This is a genomic window from Duganella sp. BJB476, from assembly GCF_003416895.1.
In the GTDB taxonomy this organism is placed as follows: Bacteria; Pseudomonadota; Gammaproteobacteria; order Burkholderiales; family Burkholderiaceae_D; genus Rugamonas.
Window position 1 is genome coordinate 96122 of record NZ_QVIO01000001.1, and the last position, 20903, is coordinate 117024.

Consider the following 20903-nt stretch of genomic DNA (forward strand, 5'->3'; position numbering starts at 1 on the left):
CTTTCGAGGGTGCTGCTGGTTCGCTTAGTCGCGGCTGCCGCCGAAGATGCCCAGCAGGCGCAGCAGGTTGACGAAGACGTTGTACACGTCCAGGTAGATGCTCAGTGTGGCGCGGATGTAGTTGGTCTCGCCGCCGTTGATGATCTGCTGTACGTCATACAGGATGTAGGCCGAGAAGATCACGACCGCGATCACCGAAATCACCAGCGACATCGCCGGGATGTGCAGGAAGATATTGGCCAGCGACGCCAGCATCAGGACGACAACGCCGGCGAACAGCCAGGTGCCCATGCCCGAGAAATCGCGCTTGGAGACGGTGGCGATCGAAGCCAGCACCGCAAACACGGTCGCCGTGCCGCCGAATGCCGTCATGATCAGGAAGGCGCCGTTGGTGTAGGCGCGCAGCGTGAACGACAGGATAGGCGTCAGCATCAGTCCCATGAAGAAGGTAAAGCCCAGCAGCAGGGCCACGCCCACGCCGGAATCCTTGTTCTTTTCGATGCCCCAGATGAAGCCGAAGGCCACCGCCAGGAACAGCAAGCTCATCAGCCCGCCGCCCAGCGGCAGCTGCAGGGCCACGCCCAGCACGGCGCCAAAGATGGTCGGCACCATCGACAGCGCCAGCAGCCAGTAGGTGTTGCGCAGCACGGCGTGCTGCACCGAACGGCGGCTTCCCGCCAGGTCGTAGGTGTTTTGCATGTTGTTCATAAGGAACCTCCTTCAGAGTAATTCGAATACCGCTTGCCAAAAGCATAGCACGCCGGGGTAAAAATGCGCAAAATGGGCCCCAAAACCCGCTTAAAGATGGCTTAATCTAGCCATAGTCCTAATATATGGCCGCTCTTGCAAGCTTATCTACGCCCGATTCTCGGTATATGGGGTGTTCTATGGTAAAATCAAAGGTTGATTGAGTTATCAATTTTGTTTTAAACCTTTCTTTTTATTGGAGTTTTTTAAATGGCAATCGAACGCACCCTGTCGATCATCAAACCAGACGCAGTTGCAAAAAACGTAATCGGCCAAATCTACAGCCGTTTCGAAGGCGCTGGCCTGAAGATCGTTGCTGCTCAAATGAAGCAACTGTCGCGTGAAGAAGCTGAAGGCTTCTACGCTGCACACAAAGAGCGCGGCTTCTTCAAGGATCTGGTTGACTTCATGGTCTCCGGTCCAGTCATGATCCAAGCTCTGGAAGGCGAAAACGCAGTCCTGAAAAACCGCGAACTGATGGGCGCTACCGATCCTAAGAAGGCTGACAAGGGCACCATCCGCGCCGACTTCGCCGATTCGATCGACGCTAACGCTGTTCACGGTTCCGACGCTGTCGAAGCCGCCCAAGTTGAAATCGCTTACTTCTTCGGTAAGTAATTTTTAGTAGATCCGTTTCCGCGCCGCGGTGCGGAAACGGAAAAAATGATTAGTACTGTTTTGAACCTGAATATGAACGCACCTCTGACCAACTTGCTGGACTTCGATCCCGCGCAACTTATCGCTTATTGCGCCGAGTTGGGGGAGAAGCCGTTCCGCGCCAAGCAACTGCAACGCTGGATCCACCAATTCGGTGCGTCGGATTTCGACAGCATGACCGATCTGGCCAAGTCGCTGCGCGACAAACTGAAAACCCGCGCCCACGTCACGGCGCCGGCCGTCATCAGCGACCACACGTCCACCGACGGCACGCGCAAATGGCTGGTCGACGTCGGCAACGGCAACGCGGTCGAAACCGTGTTCATCCCGGAAGAAAACCGCGGCACGCTGTGCATCTCGACCCAGGCCGGCTGCGCCGTCAACTGCCGCTTCTGCTCGACCGGCAAGCAAGGCTTCTCGCGCAACCTGACCGTCGGCGAAATCATCGGCCAGCTGTGGATGGCGGAATTCGAACTGCGTCGCACCAAGGGCATCGAGCCAGGCCCGAAAGGCGAACGCCAGATCACCAACGTGGTCATGATGGGCATGGGCGAGCCGCTGCTGAACTTCGAGCCGACCGCCACCGCCCTCAAGCTGATGCTGGACGATAACGCCTACGGCCTGTCGCGCCGCCGCGTGACCCTGTCCACCTCCGGCGTGGTGCCGATGATGGACAAGCTGTCGCAGGAAGTGCCGGTGGCGCTGGCCGTCTCGCTGCACGCCTCGAACGACAAGCTGCGCGACAGCCTGATCCCGCTGAACAAAAAATACCCGCTCAAAGAGCTGATGGCCGCCTGCAAGCGCTACCTGGAATTTGCGCCGCGCGACTTCATCACCTTCGAGTACTGCATGCTCGACGGCGTCAACGACTCCGACGAGAACGCCCGTGAACTGCTGGCCCTGGTGCAGGACCGCGAGTTCGGCGTCAACTGCAAATTCAACCTGATTCCGTTCAATCCCTTCCCGGAATCGGGCCTGCTGCGCTCCAAGAACCCGCGCATCAAGGCCTTCGCCCAGATCCTGGTCGACGGCGGCATCGTCACCACCATCCGCAAGACGCGCGGCGACGATATCGACGCCGCCTGCGGCCAGCTGGCCGGCGAAGTCCAGGACCGCACCAAGGTCGCCCAGCGCATGGAGAAGATGGCCGAGTACCAGCAGAAATTCGGCGCTGACTTCGGCAAGATCGTGGAGATCCGTTCCTGATGACCTTCCTGGCGCAGCGTAGCCGGCTCAGTCTCGTCGCCTTGTGCGCGGCAGGGGCGTTGGCCGGCTGTGCGTCGCCAGGACCTGAACGCGGCAAGAGCGGCCAGGCCGAGCTGACCACCGTGTCGGACCAGACCGCCGCCCAGCGCAAGGTGGAGATCCGCATGCAGCTGGCGGTCGGCTACTTCGAGCAGGCGCAGTACACCTTCGCGCTGGACGAAGTGAAGCTGGCGCTGGCGGCCGATCCGAACTACGCCGACGGCTACGGCATGCGCGGCCTGATTTACCAGGCGATGGGCGAGAACGGCCTGGCCGAAGACAACTTCGTTCGCGCTCGCAAGCTGGCGCCGGCGAATCCGGATTTGGCCAACAATTACGGCTCCTTCCTGTGTCAGGCCGGCCGCGTGGCCGAGGCGCTGCCGTTGTTCGATGCAGCCCTGGGCAACCGTGCCTACCGTTCGCCGGCCAACGCCGCGAACAACGCCGGTTCCTGCGCATTGAAGATCAAGGACTACGCCAGCGCGGAGCGTTATCTGCTGCAAGCCTTGCAGTTGACGCCCGACCTGCCGGCCACCAACGCCAATCTGGCGCGGGTTTATTTTGAAAAGCGCGATTATGTGCGCGCCAATTTCTTCATTACCCGTCTGAACAAGGTGGCAAAGATGGAGAGCCTGACGGCCGATGTGCTGTGGCTCGGGATTAAGGTGCAGCATAGAGTGGGCGACACGGGTGCGGAAACCAGCTGGGCGACGCAATTGCGCCGCCACCACCCCGGTTCGACCGAGTATGCTGCTTATCAACGTGGGGCGTTTGATGAGTGAGACAGGGATACCAATGAATTCAGAGTGGGCAGAACCGCCAAAGGACCAGGGCAGCAGCCTGGCCACGCCCGGAGCACAACTGGCAGCCCAGCGTGAAGCGATGGGGCTGACGGTCGAACAGATTGCCGACCAACTGAAACTGGCGCCGCGCCAGGTCAAGGCGCTGGAAGCGGGCGACTACGCCGCGCTGCCGAATATGGCTGTGGTGCGCGGCTTTGTGCGCGCCTATGCCAAGGTCGTGAAGATAGACGCCACGCCGCTGGTGGCGATGATCGAAGTGATCTCGCCGACCAGCCACGAGGCTGCGCCGCCGCGCAAGGAAATCGCCGCCACCTTCACCGAGTCGCGCTTCCCGTCGATGACGGGACGTTCGCCCGGCCCGGCCGCATGGCTGGTCGGCGTGGCGGTCGTGGTGGTGGTTGCCGCCGCCGGCGCGTATGCCTACCAGACCGGTTTGATCCCGGCCACGCTGTTCCAGCGTTCGGACAAGGATGCATCGGCCAGCGCAAGCGCGGCCGCAGAGGCGACCAAGCCGGCCGACGTGCCGGTCGCGCCGATCGAAACCGCGCTGCTGAAGCCGGGCCAGGAAACGGCGCCGTTGCAGTCGCCAAGCGTGCCGCTGATTTCGGTGCCGCCGCAAGGCTCCGCCACGGATACGGCGCCAGCGCCAGCGACGACCACTCCGGCCGCCGCAGTGCCGGCACCAGCGCCGGCTCCGGCCGCGCCGGTCGCGCAAGTATCGCCGCCTGCCGCAGCTGCGGTGGCGGCCAACGGCACCCAGCTGGTGCTGAAGGTGACGCAGGATTCGTGGGTGGAAATCCGCCGCCCGGGCACGACGCCGCTGATTTCGCGGCTGGTGAAAGCCGGCAGCACCGAGACCTTTGACATCAAGGATCCGGCGCTGCTGATCGTCGGCAAACCGACTGGCGTGGAAGCCACGCTGGGCGGCGCGCCGCTGGCGTTGCCGCCGGTCGCGGGCGGTACGATTTCGCGCGTGAACATCAAATAATCAGTACGAGTACAACGATCATGTCTTCAACGCAAACAGCTATTCCTTCGGGACCATTGAATCGCCGCGCCAGCCGCAGCGTGCTGGTGATGCACGGCCAGCGCAAGATCTGGGTGGGCGGCGACGCCCCCGTGGTGGTGCAGTCGATGACCAACACCGACACCGCCAACGTGATCGAAACCGCGATTCAGATCAAGGAGCTGGCGCGCGCCGGTTCGGAGCTGGTGCGCCTGACGGTGGACCGTCCCGAAGCTGCCGCCGCGGTGCCGTACATCCGCGAACAGCTGGACAAGATGGAGATCGACGTGCCGCTGGTCGGCGACTTCCACTACAACGGCCACACGCTGCTGAACGATTATCCGGAATGCGCCAAGGCGCTGTCGAAGTACCGCATCAATCCGGGCAACGTCGGCAAGGGCGCCAAGCGCGATACGCAGTTTGCGCAGATGATCGAAGTGGCCGCGCGCTACGACAAGCCGGTACGCATCGGCGTCAACTGGGGCAGCCTGGATCAGGCGCTGCTGGCCCGCATCATGGACGAAAACGCCGGCCGCGCCGAGCCGTGGTCCGCACAGGCGGTGATGTACGAGGCGCTGATCACTTCCGCCATCGAGAACGCCGTGCGCGCCGAAGAACTGGGCCTGGGCCGCGACAAGATCATCCTGTCGTGCAAGGTCTCGGGCGTGCAGGATCTGATCGCCGTGTACCGCGAACTGGCCAAGCGCTGCGACTATCCGTTGCACCTGGGCCTGACCGAAGCGGGCATGGGCAGCAAGGGCATTGTCGCATCGACGGCCGCATTGTCGGTGCTGCTGCAAGAGGGCATCGGCGACACCATCCGCATCTCGCTGACGCCGGAACCGGGCGGCGACCGCACCAAGGAAGTGGTGGTCGGCCAGGAGATCCTGCAGACCATGGGCCTGCGCAAATTTACGCCGATGGTGATCGCGTGCCCGGGTTGCGGCCGCACCACCTCGACCACCTTCCAGGAACTGGCCGACAACATCCAGACCTATCTGCGCGACCAGATGCCGGAGTGGAAAAAGACCTATCCGGGCGTGGAGGCGATGAACGTGGCCGTGATGGGCTGCATCGTCAACGGCCCTGGCGAATCGAAGCACGCCAACATCGGCATCAGCCTGCCGGGCACCGGCGAATCGCCGGCCGCGCCGGTGTTCGTCGACGGCGCCAAGTTCGCCACGCTGCGCGGTGAGCGCATCGTTGAAGAGTTCCAGGAAATCGTACTGAATTACGTGAAAAAGAACTACAGCAAAGAATATGTCCAAAACTGAAAAAATTGTAGCCGTCAAAGGCATGAACGACATCCTGCCGACCGACTCGCATCTGTGGCAGCTGTTCGAGAACACCGCGCAATCGGTGGTGCAAAGCTACGGCTTCCAGCAGATCCGCACGCCGATCGTGGAAAACACCGCGCTGTTCGCGCGCGCCATCGGCGCCGTGACCGACATCGTGGAAAAGGAAATGTACTCGTTCGAGGACTCGATGAACGGCGACAAGCTGACCCTGCGCCCTGAGGGCACGGCCGGCACGGTGCGCGCGGTGATCGAGCATAACCTGGTCTACGAAGGTCCGAAGCGCCTGTGGTACACGGGCCCGATGTTCCGCCACGAGCGTCCGCAGCGCGGCCGCTATCGCCAGTTCTACCAGTTCGGCTGCGAAGCCGTCGGCTTCAACGGCCCGGACATCGACGCCGAAATGATCATGCTGTGCCGCCGCCTGTGGGATGACCTGGGCCTGGAAAACATCCGCCTCGAACTGAACTCGATCGGCGACGCCGAAGAGCGCGCGCGCCACCGCGTCGACCTGATCGCGTACCTGGAAAAGCACGAGGACGTGCTGGACGCCGAAGCCAAGCGCCGCCTGCACAGCAACCCGCTGCGCATCCTGGACACCAAGAATCCGGCGCTGCAGGAAATCGTCACCGCCGCGCCGAAGCTGCTGGACTACCTGGGCGAGGAATCGCTGGCGCACTTCAACGGCGTGCGCAAGATCCTCGACCACAACAACATCCCTTACGTGATCAACCCGCGCCTGGTGCGCGGCCTTGATTACTACAACCGCACCGTGTTCGAATGGGTGACGGACGCACTGGGCTCACAGGGCACCGTGTGCGCCGGCGGCCGTTACGATCCGCTGATCGCCTCCTTCGGCGGCAAGCCGACGCCCGCCGTCGGTTTCGCCATGGGCATCGAGCGCCTGCTGGAACTGATGAAGGAAGCCGGCGAGCCGTCGGCTCCCGACCAGTGCGACGTCTACCTGGTGCATCAGGGCGAGGCGGCGCAGCTGCAAGCCTTCGTGCTGGGCGAGCGCCTGCGCGACGCCGGCCTGGACGTGGTGATGCACGCCTCGACCGCCAATGGCCCTGGCAGCTTCAAGACCCAGATGAAAAAAGCCGATGGCAGCGGCGCCTCGTTCGCCGTCATCATCGGTGAAGACGAAGTCGCCAACCACACCGCCAGCGTCAAGGCGATGCGCGCGGAAGAGGGCGCAGCGCAGCAGTCGACGGTGCCGTTCGACGACGTCGTCGATTTCGTGGTCGACCAGATCACCGACAGCGGCGACCATCACCACCACGTGCACGACGAGCATTGCAATCACTAAGCCGTACTATTTATAAACCCGCATTTACTTAACCTCTAGTAGACGAAACGACATGGCATACGATCTCGAAGAACAAGAACAAATTGCAACCCTCAAAGCATGGTGGGACAAGTACGGCAATCTGACCTCGTGGGTGCTGATCGCCGGCCTGGCCGCGTATTCGGGTTTCACCGGTTGGAACTACTACCAGCGCAACCAGGCGACGCAAGCCGCGGCGCTGTACGACGAAGTGCAGGCGGCCGTGAACGCGAAAGACAACGCCAAGGTGCTGCGCGCCGCCGGCGACATGGAAAGCAAGTTCGGCAACACCGCCTACGCCTCGATGAGCGCACTGGTGGCGGCCAAGAGCAGCTTCGAAGCGAGCGACCTGAAATCGGCCAAGGCCCAGCTGCAATGGGCGGCGGAGCATGGCGGCGACGAGTTCAAGTCGGTGGCCAAGGTACGCCTGGCCGGCCTGCTGCTGGACGAGAAAGCCTACGATGAAGCGCTGAAGGTGCTGGCTGGCGACGTGGCGCCGCAGTTCGCCGGCTCCGTGGCCGACCGCAAGGGCGACATCCTGGTCGCGCAGAACAAGCTGGTGGAAGCCCGCGCCGCCTACCAGGCCGCGCTGGACGCCACCGACAAGAAGAACCCGGGCCGTCAGCTGATCCAGCTGAAGTTTGAAGCCATCGGCGGCTCCGTGCCAGCCGCCAAGGACGCAGCGTAATTCATCGGCGCCGGCCGCTGCCGGCGCCTCCAGATCAAGGTTAAAAAATGCGTATTACCGAAAAAGTTATTGCTGCAAGCGTGTTTGCGATGTTGGCCGGTTGTTCCTTGTTCTCGTCCAAAGAAACCAAGAACCTGCCGGCGCCGCTGGTGGAGCTGAAGGGCGGCACCACGCCCAAGACGGTCTGGAAATACTCGATGGGCAAGGCCGGCACCGCCGTCTTTACCCCGGCGCTGGTGGGCGACAGCCTGTACGTGGCCGACGCCGACGGCGCGCTGGCGCGCCTGAACGCGGCCACCGGCAAGGAACAATGGCGCATCAAGACTGGCACCGACCTGACCGCCGGCGTCGGCAGCGACGGCGAGGTGATTGTGGTCGGCGGCGTCAAGGGTGTTATCCTCGCGTATGACGCCAGCGGCAAGCAACTGTGGAAAGCCCAGGCGTCGAGCGAAGTGCTGTCGTCGCCGGTGGTGGGCGGCGGCATGGTGATCGTGCGCAGCGTCGACAACCTGATCACCGCGTATGACGCCAAGACCGGCGCCAAGCGCTGGAACGTCACCCGCACCACGCCGGCCCTGACCCTGCGCAACGCGCCGGGCATGGTGGTCAACGGTCCGAATGTGTACGTGGCCCAGCCGGGCGGCAAGCTGCTGGCGCTGGTGCTGGCCACCGGCCTGCAGCGCTTTGAAGTGGTGGTCGGCGAACCGCGCGGCGCCACCGAGCTGGAACGCGTCACCGACATCGCCGGCACTCCGGTGGTGCTGGAAAAAGATGTTTGCGCCGTGTCGTACCAGGGCCGCGTGGCCTGCTACGACGCCATCACCGGTGCACCGCACTGGAGCAAGCCTGCTTCGTCCGACGTGGGCGTGGCGGTGGACCAGCGTTTTGTATTCGTCTCCGACGACAAAGGTGAAGTTGCAGCCTACAGCCGTGAAAACGGCAGCAACGCCTGGAAGAACGACAAGCTGGCTTACCGCCGCCTGTCGACGCCAGTTTCCTACGGCCGTGCAATTGCCTTGGGCGACTACCAGGGTTATGTCCATCTCCTGTCACGGGAAGATGGCGCATTAATAGGTCGCGCCGCGACCGACGGCAGCCCGATCCAATCGGACCCTGTCATCGCCGGCACGAATTTGATTTTCCAAACCCAATCAGGGACAGTGACCGCTCTCGCGGTCGAGTAATAAAATGAAGCCGGTAATCGCACTAGTGGGTCGACCCAATGTAGGGAAATCGACCTTGTTTAATCGTCTGACCCGCTCGCGCGACGCGCTGGTGGCGGACTTGCCTGGGTTGACGCGCGATCGTCACTATGGCGAGGGCCGTGTCGGCGAACGTCCCTTCCTCGTCATCGACACGGGCGGCTTCGAGCCGGTCGCCAAGGAAGGCATCATGCATCAGATGGCGCTGCAGACCAAGCAGGCCGTGGCCGAAGCCGACATCGTCGTGTTCCTGGTCGACGGCCGCCAGGGCCTGACGCCGCATGACAAAACCATTACTGACTTCCTGCGTAAAAGCGGCCGTCCGGTCATGCTGGTCGTGAACAAGTCGGAAGGCATGCGCTACACCTCTGTCGTCGCCGACTTCTACGAACTGGGACTGGGCGAGCCTTACTCGATCTCGTCGGCACACGGCGACGGCGTCGCCGACCTGGTGGAGGAGGCGCTGGACCTGGCCTTCGCCCAGCGTCCGGACGATCCCGAGGAACTGGAAAAGACCGAGCACGGCATCAAGCTGGCGCTGGTCGGCCGTCCGAACGTCGGCAAGTCCACGCTGATCAACACCCTGCTGGGCGAAGAGCGCGTGATCGCCTTCGACATGCCGGGCACCACCCGCGACTCGATCGAGATTCCGTTCGAGCGCGAAGGCAAGCAGTACACGCTGATCGACACGGCCGGCATCCGCCGCCGCGGCAAGGTGTTCGAAGCGATCGAGAAATTCTCGGTCGTCAAAACCCTGCAATCGATCTCGGAAGCCAACGTCGTCGTGCTGATGCTCGACGCCCAGCAGGACATCTCCGAGCAGGACGCCCACATCGCCGGCTTCGTGCTGGAGACAGGCCGCGCGCTGGTAATCGCCGTCAACAAGTGGGACGGCCTGCGCACCGACGAGCGCGACGAGATCAAGATCGACATCGACCGCAAGCTGGACTTCCTGTCCTTCGCCAAGATGCACTTCATCTCGGCGTTGAAGTCGCAGGGCATTGCTCCACTGATGAAGTCGGTTGAATCGGCCTACGCCGCCGCCATGTGCAACCTGTCGACGCCTAAGCTGACCCGCGCCCTGATCGAGGCCGTGGAGAAGCAGGAGCCGCGCCGCAAGGGTTCGATCCGTCCGAAGCTGCGCTATGCGCACCAGGGCGGCATGAATCCGCCGGTGATCGTCATCCACGGCAATGCCCTGGACGCGGTCGGCGAGCCGTACAAGCGCTATCTGGAAAAGCATTTCCGCGACACCTTCCAGCTGGTGGGCACGCCTCTGCGCATCGAACTGCGCACCGGTAAGAATCCATTCGCAAAAACTCAGTCGAAATAAGCGGTTTTTTTTGCAGGTGCGCCCTGCAAAAAAGGCAAAAACAGGTTACAGTGGCTTAGAAGCACCATTCCCGGCGTGGCGAACGGTGTTTCAGCGAAAATTGTTTGACTTTCGCTGGGCCACGTACTTGAAATTAAGCGTTTCGCCTCCAATTCCAACACAACAACATAAAATGGAGCTGTTATGAGCAACAAAGGGCAACTGTTACAAGACCCATTCCTCAATGCCTTGCGCAAAGAGCATGTTCCTGTCTCGATCTACCTGGTCAACGGCATCAAGCTGCAGGGTCATATCGAATCGTTCGACCAGTACGTCGTACTGCTGCGTAACACCGTGACCCAGATGGTCTATAAGCACGCCATCTCCACCGTGGTACCGGCACGCGCCGTCAACCTCAACATTGAATCCGAAGCGGAATAAGCGCTTGCAACACAGCTTCTTCTCAACTCGCCCAGCCTTGACCGTCGTATGCGCGCAGCTCTAGTCGGTATCGATTTCGGTCAGGGCGACTTTGCCGCCAGCGTCGAGGAACTGAACCTGCTGGCTCGCTCAGCAGGCGCGGAACCGGTGACGACGATCACGGCCAAGCGTTCCTCCCCGGACGCCGCCTATTTCGTCGGCAGCGGCAAGGCCGATGAAATCGGTCTGGCCGTGCTGGATCACCGCATCGAAATCGTCATCTTCAATCACGCCTTGTCGCCTGCCCAGCAGCGCAACCTGGAAAAGCGCCTGAACATCCGGGTGCTGGACCGCACCAGCCTGATTCTCGACATCTTCGCCCAGCGCGCCGCCTCCCACGAGGGCAAGCTGCAGGTGGAGTTGGCTCAGCTGCAGCATCTGGCCACGCGCCTGATCCGCGGCTGGACTCACCTCGAGCGTCAAAAAGGCGGTATCGGTTTGCGCGGCCCCGGCGAAACCCAGCTCGAGACCGACCGCCGCCTGATCGGCGAGCGGGTCAAGGCCTTGCGCGCGCGCCTGGACAAGCTGCGCAAGCAGCATGAAACCCAGCGCCGTTCGCGCGGCCGCAGCCAGACGTTCTCGGTGTCGCTGGTCGGCTATACCAATGCTGGCAAGTCGACGCTGTTCAACGCCGTCACCAAGGCTGGCGTGTATGTCGCAGATCAATTGTTCGCCACGCTGGACACCACCTCGCGCCGTGTGTACATGGGGCAGGAAGTGGGCAACGTGGTGATCTCGGACACGGTCGGTTTCGTGCGCGAGCTGCCGCACCAGCTGGTGGCGGCGTTCCGCGCCACGCTGGAGGAGACCATCCATGCCGACCTGCTGCTGCACGTCGTCGACGCTTCGTCGCCGGTGCGCATGGAGCAGATCGAGCAGGTCAACCTGGTGCTCAAGGAAATCGGCGCGGACCATATCCCGCAGATCCTGGTGTGGAACAAGATCGACGCCGCCGGGCTGGAGCCGTCGGTCGAGCGGGATGAATATGATAAGATTTCCCGCGTTTTCCTCAGCGCCCGCACCGGTCAGGGAACTGACCTTCTGCGCGGCGCCATCGTGGAATGGGCCAAGAATGCGCCGGGTGCCCGGCTCAATCAGGCCTACCACGTCGATGCCGAAGCAGACGAAGAATCAGCTGAACCCGCAGCGGAACCGGATAGCAGTCCCACCCTCACTCATGTCGGATCACACTAATGCGTGTCTCGTCACTTATGAAACGTCTCGGCCTGAAGCTGTCGCTGAACGATCCCCAATGGGGCTCGGGCAAAAAAGACGGCAAGCCGCAAGCCAATGAAGGCAAGAAGCCCGGCGAAGGGCCGCCTGACATGGAGCAGCTGTGGCGCGATTTCAATCAGCGCCTGAACAGCTTCTTCGGCCAGAAGAATCGTCCCGACGGTAACGGCGGCGGCAATGGCGGTGGCGGCGGTCGTCCCGACCTGGCCGGCATGCGCGCCACGGCCGGCGCGATCGGCGCCGTGATCGCGCTGATCTGGCTCGCCAGCGGCTCCTTCATCGTGCAGGAAGGCCAGGCCGGCGTGGTCTACACCTTCGGCAAGATCAGCCATGTGACCGGCTCCGGTTTCAACTGGCGCTGGCCGTATCCGTTCCAGAGCGACGAAACCGTCAAGGTCTCGCAGATGCGCATGGTGGAAATCGGCTACCGCAACAACATCAAGAACAAGCAGGCGCGCGAATCGCTGATGCTGACCGATGACGAAAACATCATCGACATCCAGTTCGCCGTGCAGTTCAAGCTGAAAGACCCGGTGGCCTGGCTGGTGAACAACCGCGACGAGGAGGAAACCGTACGCCAGGTGGCCGAGACCTCGATCCGCGAAATCGTCGGCAAGAACAAGATGGACTTCGTGCTGTACGAGGGCCGCGACAAGGTCGCCCTCGAAACCCAGCAGCTGATGCAGCAGATCCTCGACCGCTACGCTTCCGGCGTACTGGTGTCGAACGTGACCTTGCAGGCGGTGCAGCCGCCGGAGCAGGTGCAGGTCGCCTTTGACGATGCCGTGCGCGCAGGGCAGGACCGCGAGCGCCAGAAGAACGAAGGCCAGGCCTACGCCAATGACGTGATTCCCCGCGCACGCGGCAGCGCCTCGCGCCTGTTGCAGGAAGCCGAGGGCTATCGCTCCATGATCACCGAGAACGCCACCGGTAACGCCTCGCGCTTCAAGCAGGTGCTGGCCGAGTACCAGAAAGCGCCCGGCGTCACGCGCGACCGCATGTACCTGGAAACCATGCAGCAGATCTTCACCAGCACCAGCAAGGTGATGGTCGACGCCAAGTCCGGCAGCAATATGCTGTACCTGCCGCTGGATAAAATGATCGCCCAGGCCGCGGCCACCGACAGCGCCGCCGCTGCCGCCCGCGCCGCCTCGCAGGCTGCCTCCTCGTCATCGTCGTCCGCGCTGCCGGCCGAAGTGATGCCGCAGGTGGAAGTCAGTCGCCAGCGCGATTCACGCGCCCGCGATGCCTTACGTGAACGGGAGGGTCGTTAATGAACCGCATAGCCAGTACCCTCATAGCGGCCTTCGTCGCGTTCCTGCTGCTGTCGTCCACCATGTTCGTGGTCGACCAGCGCAAGTACGCCATCGTGTTCGCGCTGGGCCAGATCAAGGAAGTCATTCGCGAACCAGGCCTGCATTTCAAACTGCCGCCGCCGTTCCAGAACGTGGTCTACCTCGATAACCGCATCATGACCATCGAGACCCCGGACGCGGAGCGCTTCATCACGGCCGAGAAGATGAACATCCTGGTCGACAGCTTCGTCAAGTGGCGCATCGGCCGCGCCGAGAGCCAGCCCAAGCTGTACTACGTGACCTTCGGCGGCGACGAGGGCCGCGCCCGCGACCGCATGTCGCAAATCGTCAAGGCGGCGCTGAACGAGGAAATCACCAAGCGCACCGTGGGCGAAGTGATCTCCGGCCAGCGCGGCAAGGTGATGGAAGCGATCCGCGCCAAGGTGGTGGCGGAATCGTCGCAGATCGGCGTCGAGATCATCGACGTGCGCCTCAAGCGCGTCGAGTATGTTGAACAGATCAACAACTCGGTGTACGAGCGCATGAAGGCCGAGCGTACCCGCGTGGCCAATGAACTGCGTTCGACCGGTAGCGCCGAATCGGAGAAGATCCGCGCCGACGCCGACCGCCAGCACGCCGTGATCATCGCCGAAGCCTACCGCGACGCCGAGCAGATCCGCGGCGAGGGCGATGCCAAGGCCTCGGCGATCTACGCCGAAGCGTTCGGCAAGAACCCGGAGTTCTACAAGTTCTACCGTAGCCTGGAAGCCTACCGCGCCACCTTCAAGAATCGCAGCGATGTGATGGTGATGGATCCGAGTTCGGACTTCTTCAAGTACTTCAAGGGCTCCGGCGCCGCCGGCCCGGCAGCGGCTCCTGCCAAAAAATAAGTTGTATAGTCATTCCCGCAAGGTGGGAATCCATAGTCAGTATGGATTCCCACCTGCGCGGCGATGACATCCGGTGTATCTTTTTCCCCTCCCGCAACGCATTTTCGCGTAAAATATCAGGTTCGGCCTTCTGCTTCACGGGCCTCGGCGCGTGCGCCACATTGTTCATTTTTAAACTGCCTCCCCATGCCGAATTGGCTTTTGCCTGAGAATATCGCCGACGTTTTGCCGTCGGAAGCGCGCAAGATTGAAGAGTTGCGTCGTCTGATGCTGGATAATTTCCGTCTGTACGGATATGAACTGGTGATGCCGCCGCTGCTGGAGTACCTGGAGTCGCTGCTGACCGGCGCCGGCCAGGATACCGATCTGCGCACCTTCAAACTGGTGGACCAGCTGTCGGGCCGCATGCTGGGCCTGCGCGCCGACATGACGATCCAGGTGGCGCGCATCGACGCCCACCTGCTGAACCGCGACTCGGTCACCCGCCTGTGCTACGCCGGCAGCGTGCTGCATACCCGTCCGTCGGGCCTGCACGCCACCCGCGAGCCGCTGCAGATCGGCGCCGAGATCTACGGCCACGCCGGCCTGGAGGCGGATGCCGAGATCCAGGAACTGGCGCTGGCCTCGCTGGCCCTGGCCGGCTTCACCGAAGTGCGGCTGGACCTGACGCATGTCGGCGTGCTGCGCGCCATCCTCGAAGGCGACGCCGCGGCGATGAGGGATGAAGCCCAGCTGTACCTGCTGCTGCGCGCCAAAGACGTGCCGGGCCTGCAGGCGTTGACACAAAATTATTCGCCGGTGGTGCGCGACGCGCTGCTGGCATTGCCGAATCTGTACGGCGACGTCGAAGTATTGAAGCGCGCGCGCGAAGTGCTGCCGGACCTGCCGGGCATCAGCAAGGCGCTGGCCGAACTGGCCGCGTTGGCGGCCTCGGCCATCAATCGCGCCGAAGTGGCGATCGACCTGGCCGACCTGCGCGGCTATCAGTACGAAAGCGGCGCGATGTTTGCGCTGTACGTGCCGGGCCTGCCGAACGCGGTGGCGCGCGGCGGCCGTTACGATCACGTAGGCGAGGCCTTCGGCCGGGCACGTCCCGCCACCGGCTTCTCGCTCGACCTGCGCGAACTGGCGCGCCTGTTGCCAACCGCGGAGCGCAAGCATTCGATCCGCGCGCCGTGGGGCAATGCGCCGGAATTGAAGGAAAAAATCGCCGAACTGCGCAAGTCCGGCGAAGTCGTGATCCAAAGCATGCCGGGTCACAGCAACGAACTGGACGAGTTCGAGTGCGATCGCGCTCTGGTCCTCGATGATAATGGTAGCAACTGGATTCTTAAAAACTTAGGTTAGTGTGATGTCAAAGAAAAACGCAAAAAACGTCGTCGTCATCGGTACCCAATGGGGCGATGAAGGTAAAGGCAAGATCGTCGACTGGTTGACCGATCATGCACAAGGTGTGGTCCGCTTCCAGGGCGGCCACAATGCCGGCCACACGCTGGTCATCGGCGGCGTCAAGACCGCGCTGCAACTGATCCCGTCGGGCATCATGCGCCCGGGTGTGGCCTGCTACATCGGCAACGGTGTGGTGGTGTCGGTGCCGGACGTGCTGCGCGAAATCGACAAGCTGGAAAAGGTCGGCGTTGAAGTCGCGTCGCGCCTGAAGGTGTCGGACGCGGCCCCTGTGATCCTGCCTTACCACTCGGCACTCGACCTGGCCCGTGAAGCCAAGCGTGGCGAAGCCAAGATCGGCACCACCGGCAAGGGCATCGGCCCGGCCTACGAAGACAAGGTCGCGCGCCGCGCGATCCGCGTCGCCGACCTGCTGAACGAAAGCCGTTTCGCCGAAAAGCTGGCCGAGAACCTGGACTACCACAACTTCGTGCTGGAACACTACCTGAAGGCGCCTAAGGTCGACTATCAGAAGACCCTGGACGACGCGCTGGCCTACGTGCCGCGCCTGCGCCCTATGGTGACCGACGTCTCGAGCGCGCTGTACGCCGCGCACAAGGCCGGCGCCAACCTGCTGTTCGAAGGCGCGCAAGGTTCGCTGCTGGACGTCGACCACGGCACCTATCCGTTCGTCACCTCGTCGAACTGCGTGGCCGGCAATGCCGCCGCCGGCGCCGGCGTCGGTCCGAACATGCTGCACTACATCATGGGCATCACCAAGGCCTACACCACCCGCGTCGGCTCCGGCCCGTTCCCTTCGGAACTGCCTACCGATGCAGGCGTTGGCCATCACTTGGCGCAAGTGGGCCACGAATTCGGCACCGTGACGGGCCGCGCCCGCCGCTGCGGCTGGTTCGACGCGGCGCTGCTGCGCCGTTCGGTGCAGATCAACGGCGTGACGGGCATGTGCCTGACCAAGCTGGACGTCCTGGACGGCCTGGAAACGCTGAAGCTGTGCACCGGCTACACCATCGACGGCGTGGCCGTGGACATCTTCCCGTCCGGCGCTGAAGAAGCCGCCCGTTGCGTGCCGGTGTACGAAGAAATGCCGGGTTGGACCGACAGCACCGTGGGCGCCAAGTCGCTGGCGGCACTGCCGGCCACGGCCCGCGCTTACATCAAACGTATCGAAGAGTTGGTCGGCGTGCCGGTTGACATGGTATCGACCGGCCCGGATCGTGAGGAAACGATCGTGCTGCGTCATCCATTCGAGTAATCAAAGGATTTTGCAAAAATGACGACCCCACAATCGAATGACAAACACCTCTGGGTCTCCTGGGATGAATACCACCGCCTGATCGAGCGCCTGGCGCTCAAGGTGCACGAGTCGGGCTGGAAGTTCGACCAGGTGCTGTGCCTGGCGCGCGGCGGCGTGCGTCCTGGCGACGTGTTCTCCCGTATCTTCGACGTGCCGCTGGCGATCCTGTCGACCAGCTCGTACCGCGAAGAAGCCGGCACCGTGCGCGGTGACCTGGACATCGCCAAATACATGACGATGACCAAGGGCCCGCTGAGCGGCCGCATCCTGCTGGTCGACGACCTGGCGGATTCGGGCGTCACGCTGGTCAAGGTGATGAAGCATTTGACCGACAACTTCGAAGGCGTGACCGAAGTGCGTTCGGCGGTGATCTGGACCAAGGGCAGCTCGGTGTTCAAGCCGGACTACCAGATGGAAGAACTGCCGCACAACCCATGGATCCACCAGCCGTTCGAAGACTACGACGGCATCCGTCCGCACCAGCTGGCGGCATGGATCAAGAAGGGCGAGAGCGGCAACTAAACGTCAAATACACTGCGTTTATTGCTCCACGGAAAAGCGGCCACTGGCCGCTTTTTCTATTTGTATGTCGTGGACAACGAATATATGCTTTATGGCAACTAAAGTTGCATATTAATTCTCTTCGATGTGTAAAAAGAAATGCAAATAGGACATTTTGTGTTAAGATTGCTTTAAGTATGCAAGTGGCAGCAGAGCAGGATCCCTGCGGTTGCCTTACAGCACCGTAACTGGGTAACCATTTTTAAGGAAATTGAATGAAACTGAAAAATTTTGCTGCCGCAGCAATTTGCGTAGCCGCTGGCGTGTTCGCGGCACCTGCGATGGCCAACACCGTCACCTATGACATCACCTCCTTTGGCCCAAGCTACACCGACCTGCTGACGGCATTGACCGTTAAGCAATTCGACCCAACCAAGGGTATCCTGACCGGTATCAGCATTTCCTACGCCACGACCGTGTCCGGCCAGGTACTGCTGTCCAATTCCAAGAACGTGAACAAGCAAGTCGATATCGACCTGTCGTCGACGATGACCCTGAAGCTGCCGGACAACTCGGTATTTGGCACTGACACCAAATCCCTGTTCTCGGACACCGTCACTTCGTACAAGAAAACCACCGACGTGCTGGCAGGCCAGGGCAGTGCCGTATTGTCGGCTTCCGGCAATCTGAGCAACAGCTACTTCTCCATGTTTACTGGTCACAGCAATGTTGCAGGCATGCTGGCCGTTACCGCAGTCAGCAGCGCTGACAGCCCGAGCGGCATCACTGCCGACTACACCACGACGGCTATCGGCCAGGGTCAAATCACCTACACCTATAACACTGCCCCAGTGCCAGAGCCAGAAACCTACGGCATGCTGCTGTTGGGTCTGGGCGTCGTTGCCTTCGCAGCCAAGCGCAAATCGCGCTCGGCTCAGGCTTAAGACTTGACTCTCACGACAACGATTGCGGATATAACATGAAAAAATTCACGAAAACCCTGTTCGCGGCTGCGGCCATGACCGTCGCTTTTGGCGCACAGGCTGCCACCAAGCACACCACGCCAGTCATCACCAGCACCATTTTTGACGTTGAATCGAATCCTGGTTCGCTGAGCTTTGCGCAGTTCAACGCCAGCCTGGGCACGTTGACCTCGGTTCAGTTTGAACTGTTCAACACCATCTACGGCACGATCGACATCAAGAACAAGGCTTCCAGCGGTTCGACCTTCACCATCCACACCGGCGGCGACCTGACCGCTACCGTGGCCGGCCAGACTGTCACCACCGGCAACTGGATCGATCCAAGCTTTACCCTGGCCGCCGGCGCCAGCCAGCACACCGACGTGGCTGCAGTGACCAATAGCAAGGTGCTGACGTTCAACCTGCCGACCAACCTGAGTGCCTTCATCGGCGGCGGCACCTACTCGGCAACGCTGGACGGTGTTTCGGCGCAGGCGCTGACCTCGGGCGGCAATGCCAAATACGGCACCGACATTCTGATGGACGGCTACGCCAAGGTGACCTACACCTACGAAACCGCACCAGTACCTGAGCCGGAAACCTACGCCATGCTGCTGGCTGGCCTGGGCCTGATGGGTGTGGTGGCACGCCGCCGCAAATCGGCATAAGCTGAATCTGGTGGTACACTGCAAACGGGAGCTTCGGCTCCCGTTTTTCATTTGACCCAGGGATGCCATGACCCAGAATTTTTTCCAGACCTTCATCCTGCTGCTGCTGGTGACCGACCCGTTCGGCAACGTGCCGCTGTTCGCCAGCGTGCTCAACCCGGTGCCGGTGGCGCGCCGTTCGCGCATCGTCATCCGCGAATGCGCGATCGCCTTCGTGCTGCTGCTGGTCTTCATGTTTTTCGGCCGCCACTTCCTGACCGCGCTGCAGTTGTCGGAAGTGTCGCTGCGCATCGGCGGCAGCGTGATCCTGCTGCTGATCTCGATCCGCATGATCTTCCCGCACCCGGACGGCGTGCTGGGCCGCACCGAAGGCGGTGAACCCTTCATCGTGCCGCTGGCGATCCCGGCGCTGGCAGGGCCGTCGGCGCTGGCCACGGTGCTGCTGTTCTCGCGCGAGAGCACCGGCGAGGTGCTGGTGCACGTGGCCGCGCTGGCGGCGGTGGGCGTGGTCTGGCTGGCCGTGTTCCTCAGCGCCGAGAAGCTGCAGAAAGTCCTCGGCCCGCAGGTGATGACGGCCTTCGAACGGCTGATGGGCCTGATCCTGACGGCGATGTCGGTTGAGATGCTGCTGGGCGGCATACGCGAGTTCGTCAAGACCCTGTAACGCAGGGCGGCGGGGCGGGCGTGCACAGTGTTGTGCAATGTTGTGAAAATCTCTTTACAGCCTCGACAAAACGCGAGTAGACTTATCGCCATCGAATGTAACCGGTTACATTGCAAAAAAACGTAGCCGGTTTTCTTTTCGATCGTAATGTAACCGGTTACATTTTAATGAAAGCACTCAATGGCGATCACCATCAAGGATGTGGCACAAGAAGCGGGCGTTTCCGTCGCGTCCGTTTCGCGCGCGCTGAACGGCCATGCCAGCATCACCGACGACACCCGCAAGCACATCCTGGCCGTGGTCAAGCGCATGCGCTACATGCCGCACGTGGGCGCGCGCAGCCTGACCACCAGCTTCACCAACACCATCGGCGTGCTGCTGCCGGACCTGTATGGCGAATTCTTCTCGGAGATGATACGCGGCATAGACGGCGCCGCTCGTCGCCGCGGCCTGCACCTGATGGTCTCCAGCCTGCATGGCGACGCCGATGAAGCGGCGCTGGCGATCCGCGCCATGCGCGGCCGCGTCGACGGCCTGCTGGTGATGTCGCCGCACGTCGATGCCGCCTTCCTGTCCGATAACCTGCCGGAAGACCTGCCGATCGTGTTGATGAACACCGCCGCCGGCGGCACCCAGTATCCATCTATCTCGGTCGACAACTACAGCGGCGCATACGCCATGGTGGCGCACCTGGCGGCCGGTGGCTATCGGCGCATCGCCTTCCTGGCCGGCCCCTCGGGCAACTTCGAAGCACAGGAACGTCTGCGTGGCTACCACGCCGCGTTGGCCGCATTGGTGCCGGGCGCCGCGCCACTTGTCTACGAAGGCGACTTCTCCGAGGTGTCCGGCCAGGCGGTTGGCCAGGTGCTGCTGGAGATGGATGCGGCCCTGCGTCCGGACGCGCTGTTCGCCGCCAACGACATGATGGCGATCGGCGCGCTGCTGGCGCTCAAGCAGGGCGGCCTGCAACTGCCGCGCGACATGGCGCTGGCCGGCTTCGATGATATTCCGATTGCGCGGTATGTCAGCCCGGCGCTGACCACCGTTCGAGTCCCGATTGCCGATCTGGGTGTGCGGGCGCTGGAAAGCCTGGTCGCCAAGATCGGCCAGCCGGGTAGCGTGTCCGCCTCCGCGCAGACATTGGGCGCCGAGCTGGTGGCGCGCGCTTCGACGGGAGAGAGCACACCCATATAACTCGCAGTTCCGCTTCATGCCCTAGATGTA

21 protein-coding genes are annotated in these 20903 nt (G+C 62.2%); 20 read left to right on the forward strand and 1 reads right to left on the reverse strand.

What is annotated here, in order from left to right:
• Nucleotides 1-24: 24 nt before the first annotated feature.
• The gene (locus tag D0T21_RS00385) at nt 25-708 is read right to left on the reverse strand and encodes a Bax inhibitor-1/YccA family protein (protein WP_116987909.1); all 684 of its coding nucleotides are present in this window, start codon (nt 706-708) and stop codon (nt 25-27) included.
• Nucleotides 709-957: 249 nt separating this feature from the next.
• Here D0T21_RS00385 and ndk point away from each other — a divergent pair, with 249 nt between their 5' ends.
• The 20 genes from ndk to D0T21_RS00485 all read left to right on the forward strand — a co-directional run bounded on the left by ndk (nt 958) and on the right by D0T21_RS00485 (nt 20873).
• A complete protein-coding gene (gene ndk / locus D0T21_RS00390; RefSeq protein WP_008450630.1) occupies nt 958-1365 on the forward strand; it encodes a nucleoside-diphosphate kinase in 408 nt (135 codons plus the stop codon).
• Nucleotides 1366-1437: 72 nt separating this feature from the next.
• Complete coding sequence (gene rlmN / locus D0T21_RS00395; protein WP_116989299.1) at nt 1438-2610, forward strand: 23S rRNA (adenine(2503)-C(2))-methyltransferase RlmN; 1173 nt, start codon at nt 1438-1440, stop codon at nt 2608-2610.
• Nucleotides 2610-3431 (forward strand): type IV pilus biogenesis/stability protein PilW, encoded by an 822-nt coding sequence (gene pilW / locus D0T21_RS00400; protein WP_116987910.1) that lies wholly within the window; start codon nt 2610-2612, stop codon nt 3429-3431. Before rlmN ends, pilW begins: the two co-directional genes overlap by 1 nt.
• Before the next feature lie 13 nt (nt 3432-3444).
• The gene (locus D0T21_RS00405; protein WP_116987911.1) at nt 3445-4440 is read left to right on the forward strand and encodes a helix-turn-helix domain-containing protein; all 996 of its coding nucleotides are present in this window, start codon (nt 3445-3447) and stop codon (nt 4438-4440) included.
• 20 nt (nt 4441-4460) lie between these two features.
• Nucleotides 4461-5732: a flavodoxin-dependent (E)-4-hydroxy-3-methylbut-2-enyl-diphosphate synthase gene (ispG, locus tag D0T21_RS00410; protein ID WP_116987912.1), complete on the forward strand. Its 1272-nt coding sequence runs from the start codon at nt 4461-4463 to the stop codon at nt 5730-5732.
• Entirely contained in the window at nt 5719-7062 is a 1344-nt protein-coding gene (gene hisS / locus D0T21_RS00415) for a histidine--tRNA ligase (protein ID WP_116987913.1), read from the forward strand. Before ispG ends, hisS begins: the two co-directional genes overlap by 14 nt.
• Nucleotides 7063-7114: 52 nt before the next feature.
• Complete coding sequence (locus D0T21_RS00420; protein WP_116987914.1) at nt 7115-7768, forward strand: tetratricopeptide repeat protein; 654 nt, start codon at nt 7115-7117, stop codon at nt 7766-7768.
• Nucleotides 7769-7815: 47 nt separating this feature from the next.
• Nucleotides 7816-8952 (forward strand): outer membrane protein assembly factor BamB, encoded by a 1137-nt coding sequence (bamB, locus tag D0T21_RS00425; RefSeq protein ID WP_116987915.1) that lies wholly within the window; start codon nt 7816-7818, stop codon nt 8950-8952.
• 4 nt (nt 8953-8956) lie between these two features.
• Nucleotides 8957-10303 (forward strand): ribosome biogenesis GTPase Der, encoded by a 1347-nt coding sequence (gene der, locus D0T21_RS00430; RefSeq protein ID WP_116987916.1) that lies wholly within the window; start codon nt 8957-8959, stop codon nt 10301-10303.
• Between the two features lie 183 nt (nt 10304-10486).
• Nucleotides 10487-10723, forward strand: a complete 237-nt coding sequence (gene hfq / locus D0T21_RS00435) for an RNA chaperone Hfq (protein WP_008450615.1) — start codon at nt 10487-10489, stop codon at nt 10721-10723.
• A gap of 48 nt (nt 10724-10771) precedes the next feature.
• Nucleotides 10772-11956 (forward strand): GTPase HflX, encoded by a 1185-nt coding sequence (gene hflX, locus D0T21_RS00440; RefSeq protein ID WP_116987917.1) that lies wholly within the window; start codon nt 10772-10774, stop codon nt 11954-11956.
• 17 nt (nt 11957-11973) lie between these two features.
• Nucleotides 11974-13269, forward strand: a complete 1296-nt coding sequence (gene hflK / locus D0T21_RS00445) for an FtsH protease activity modulator HflK (protein WP_229211276.1) — start codon at nt 11974-11976, stop codon at nt 13267-13269.
• On the forward strand, nt 13269-14180 hold the full coding sequence (gene hflC, locus D0T21_RS00450; RefSeq protein ID WP_116987919.1) for a protease modulator HflC: 912 nt from the start codon (nt 13269-13271) through the stop codon (nt 14178-14180). Before hflK ends, hflC begins: the two co-directional genes overlap by 1 nt.
• A gap of 186 nt (nt 14181-14366) precedes the next feature.
• Nucleotides 14367-15527, forward strand: coding sequence for an ATP phosphoribosyltransferase regulatory subunit (locus D0T21_RS00455; protein WP_116987920.1), 1161 nt, complete (start codon nt 14367-14369; stop codon nt 15525-15527).
• Between the two features lie 4 nt (nt 15528-15531).
• Nucleotides 15532-16842, forward strand: coding sequence for an adenylosuccinate synthase (locus D0T21_RS00460; RefSeq protein WP_020701999.1), 1311 nt, complete (start codon nt 15532-15534; stop codon nt 16840-16842).
• Between the two features lie 18 nt (nt 16843-16860).
• On the forward strand, nt 16861-17406 hold the full coding sequence (locus D0T21_RS00465) for a phosphoribosyltransferase (RefSeq protein ID WP_116987921.1): 546 nt from the start codon (nt 16861-16863) through the stop codon (nt 17404-17406).
• A 254-nt stretch (nt 17407-17660) separates the two neighbouring features.
• Entirely contained in the window at nt 17661-18329 is a 669-nt protein-coding gene (locus D0T21_RS32320) for a choice-of-anchor E domain-containing protein (RefSeq protein ID WP_116987922.1), read from the forward strand.
• 35 nt (nt 18330-18364) lie between these two features.
• Nucleotides 18365-19015: a choice-of-anchor E domain-containing protein gene (locus D0T21_RS32325; RefSeq protein WP_229211277.1), complete on the forward strand. Its 651-nt coding sequence runs from the start codon at nt 18365-18367 to the stop codon at nt 19013-19015.
• Between the two features lie 67 nt (nt 19016-19082).
• Nucleotides 19083-19679 (forward strand): MarC family protein, encoded by a 597-nt coding sequence (locus D0T21_RS00480; protein ID WP_070268658.1) that lies wholly within the window; start codon nt 19083-19085, stop codon nt 19677-19679.
• A 180-nt stretch (nt 19680-19859) separates the two neighbouring features.
• On the forward strand, nt 19860-20873 hold the full coding sequence (locus D0T21_RS00485) for a LacI family DNA-binding transcriptional regulator (RefSeq protein ID WP_116987923.1): 1014 nt from the start codon (nt 19860-19862) through the stop codon (nt 20871-20873).
• Nucleotides 20874-20903 lie beyond the last annotated feature (30 nt).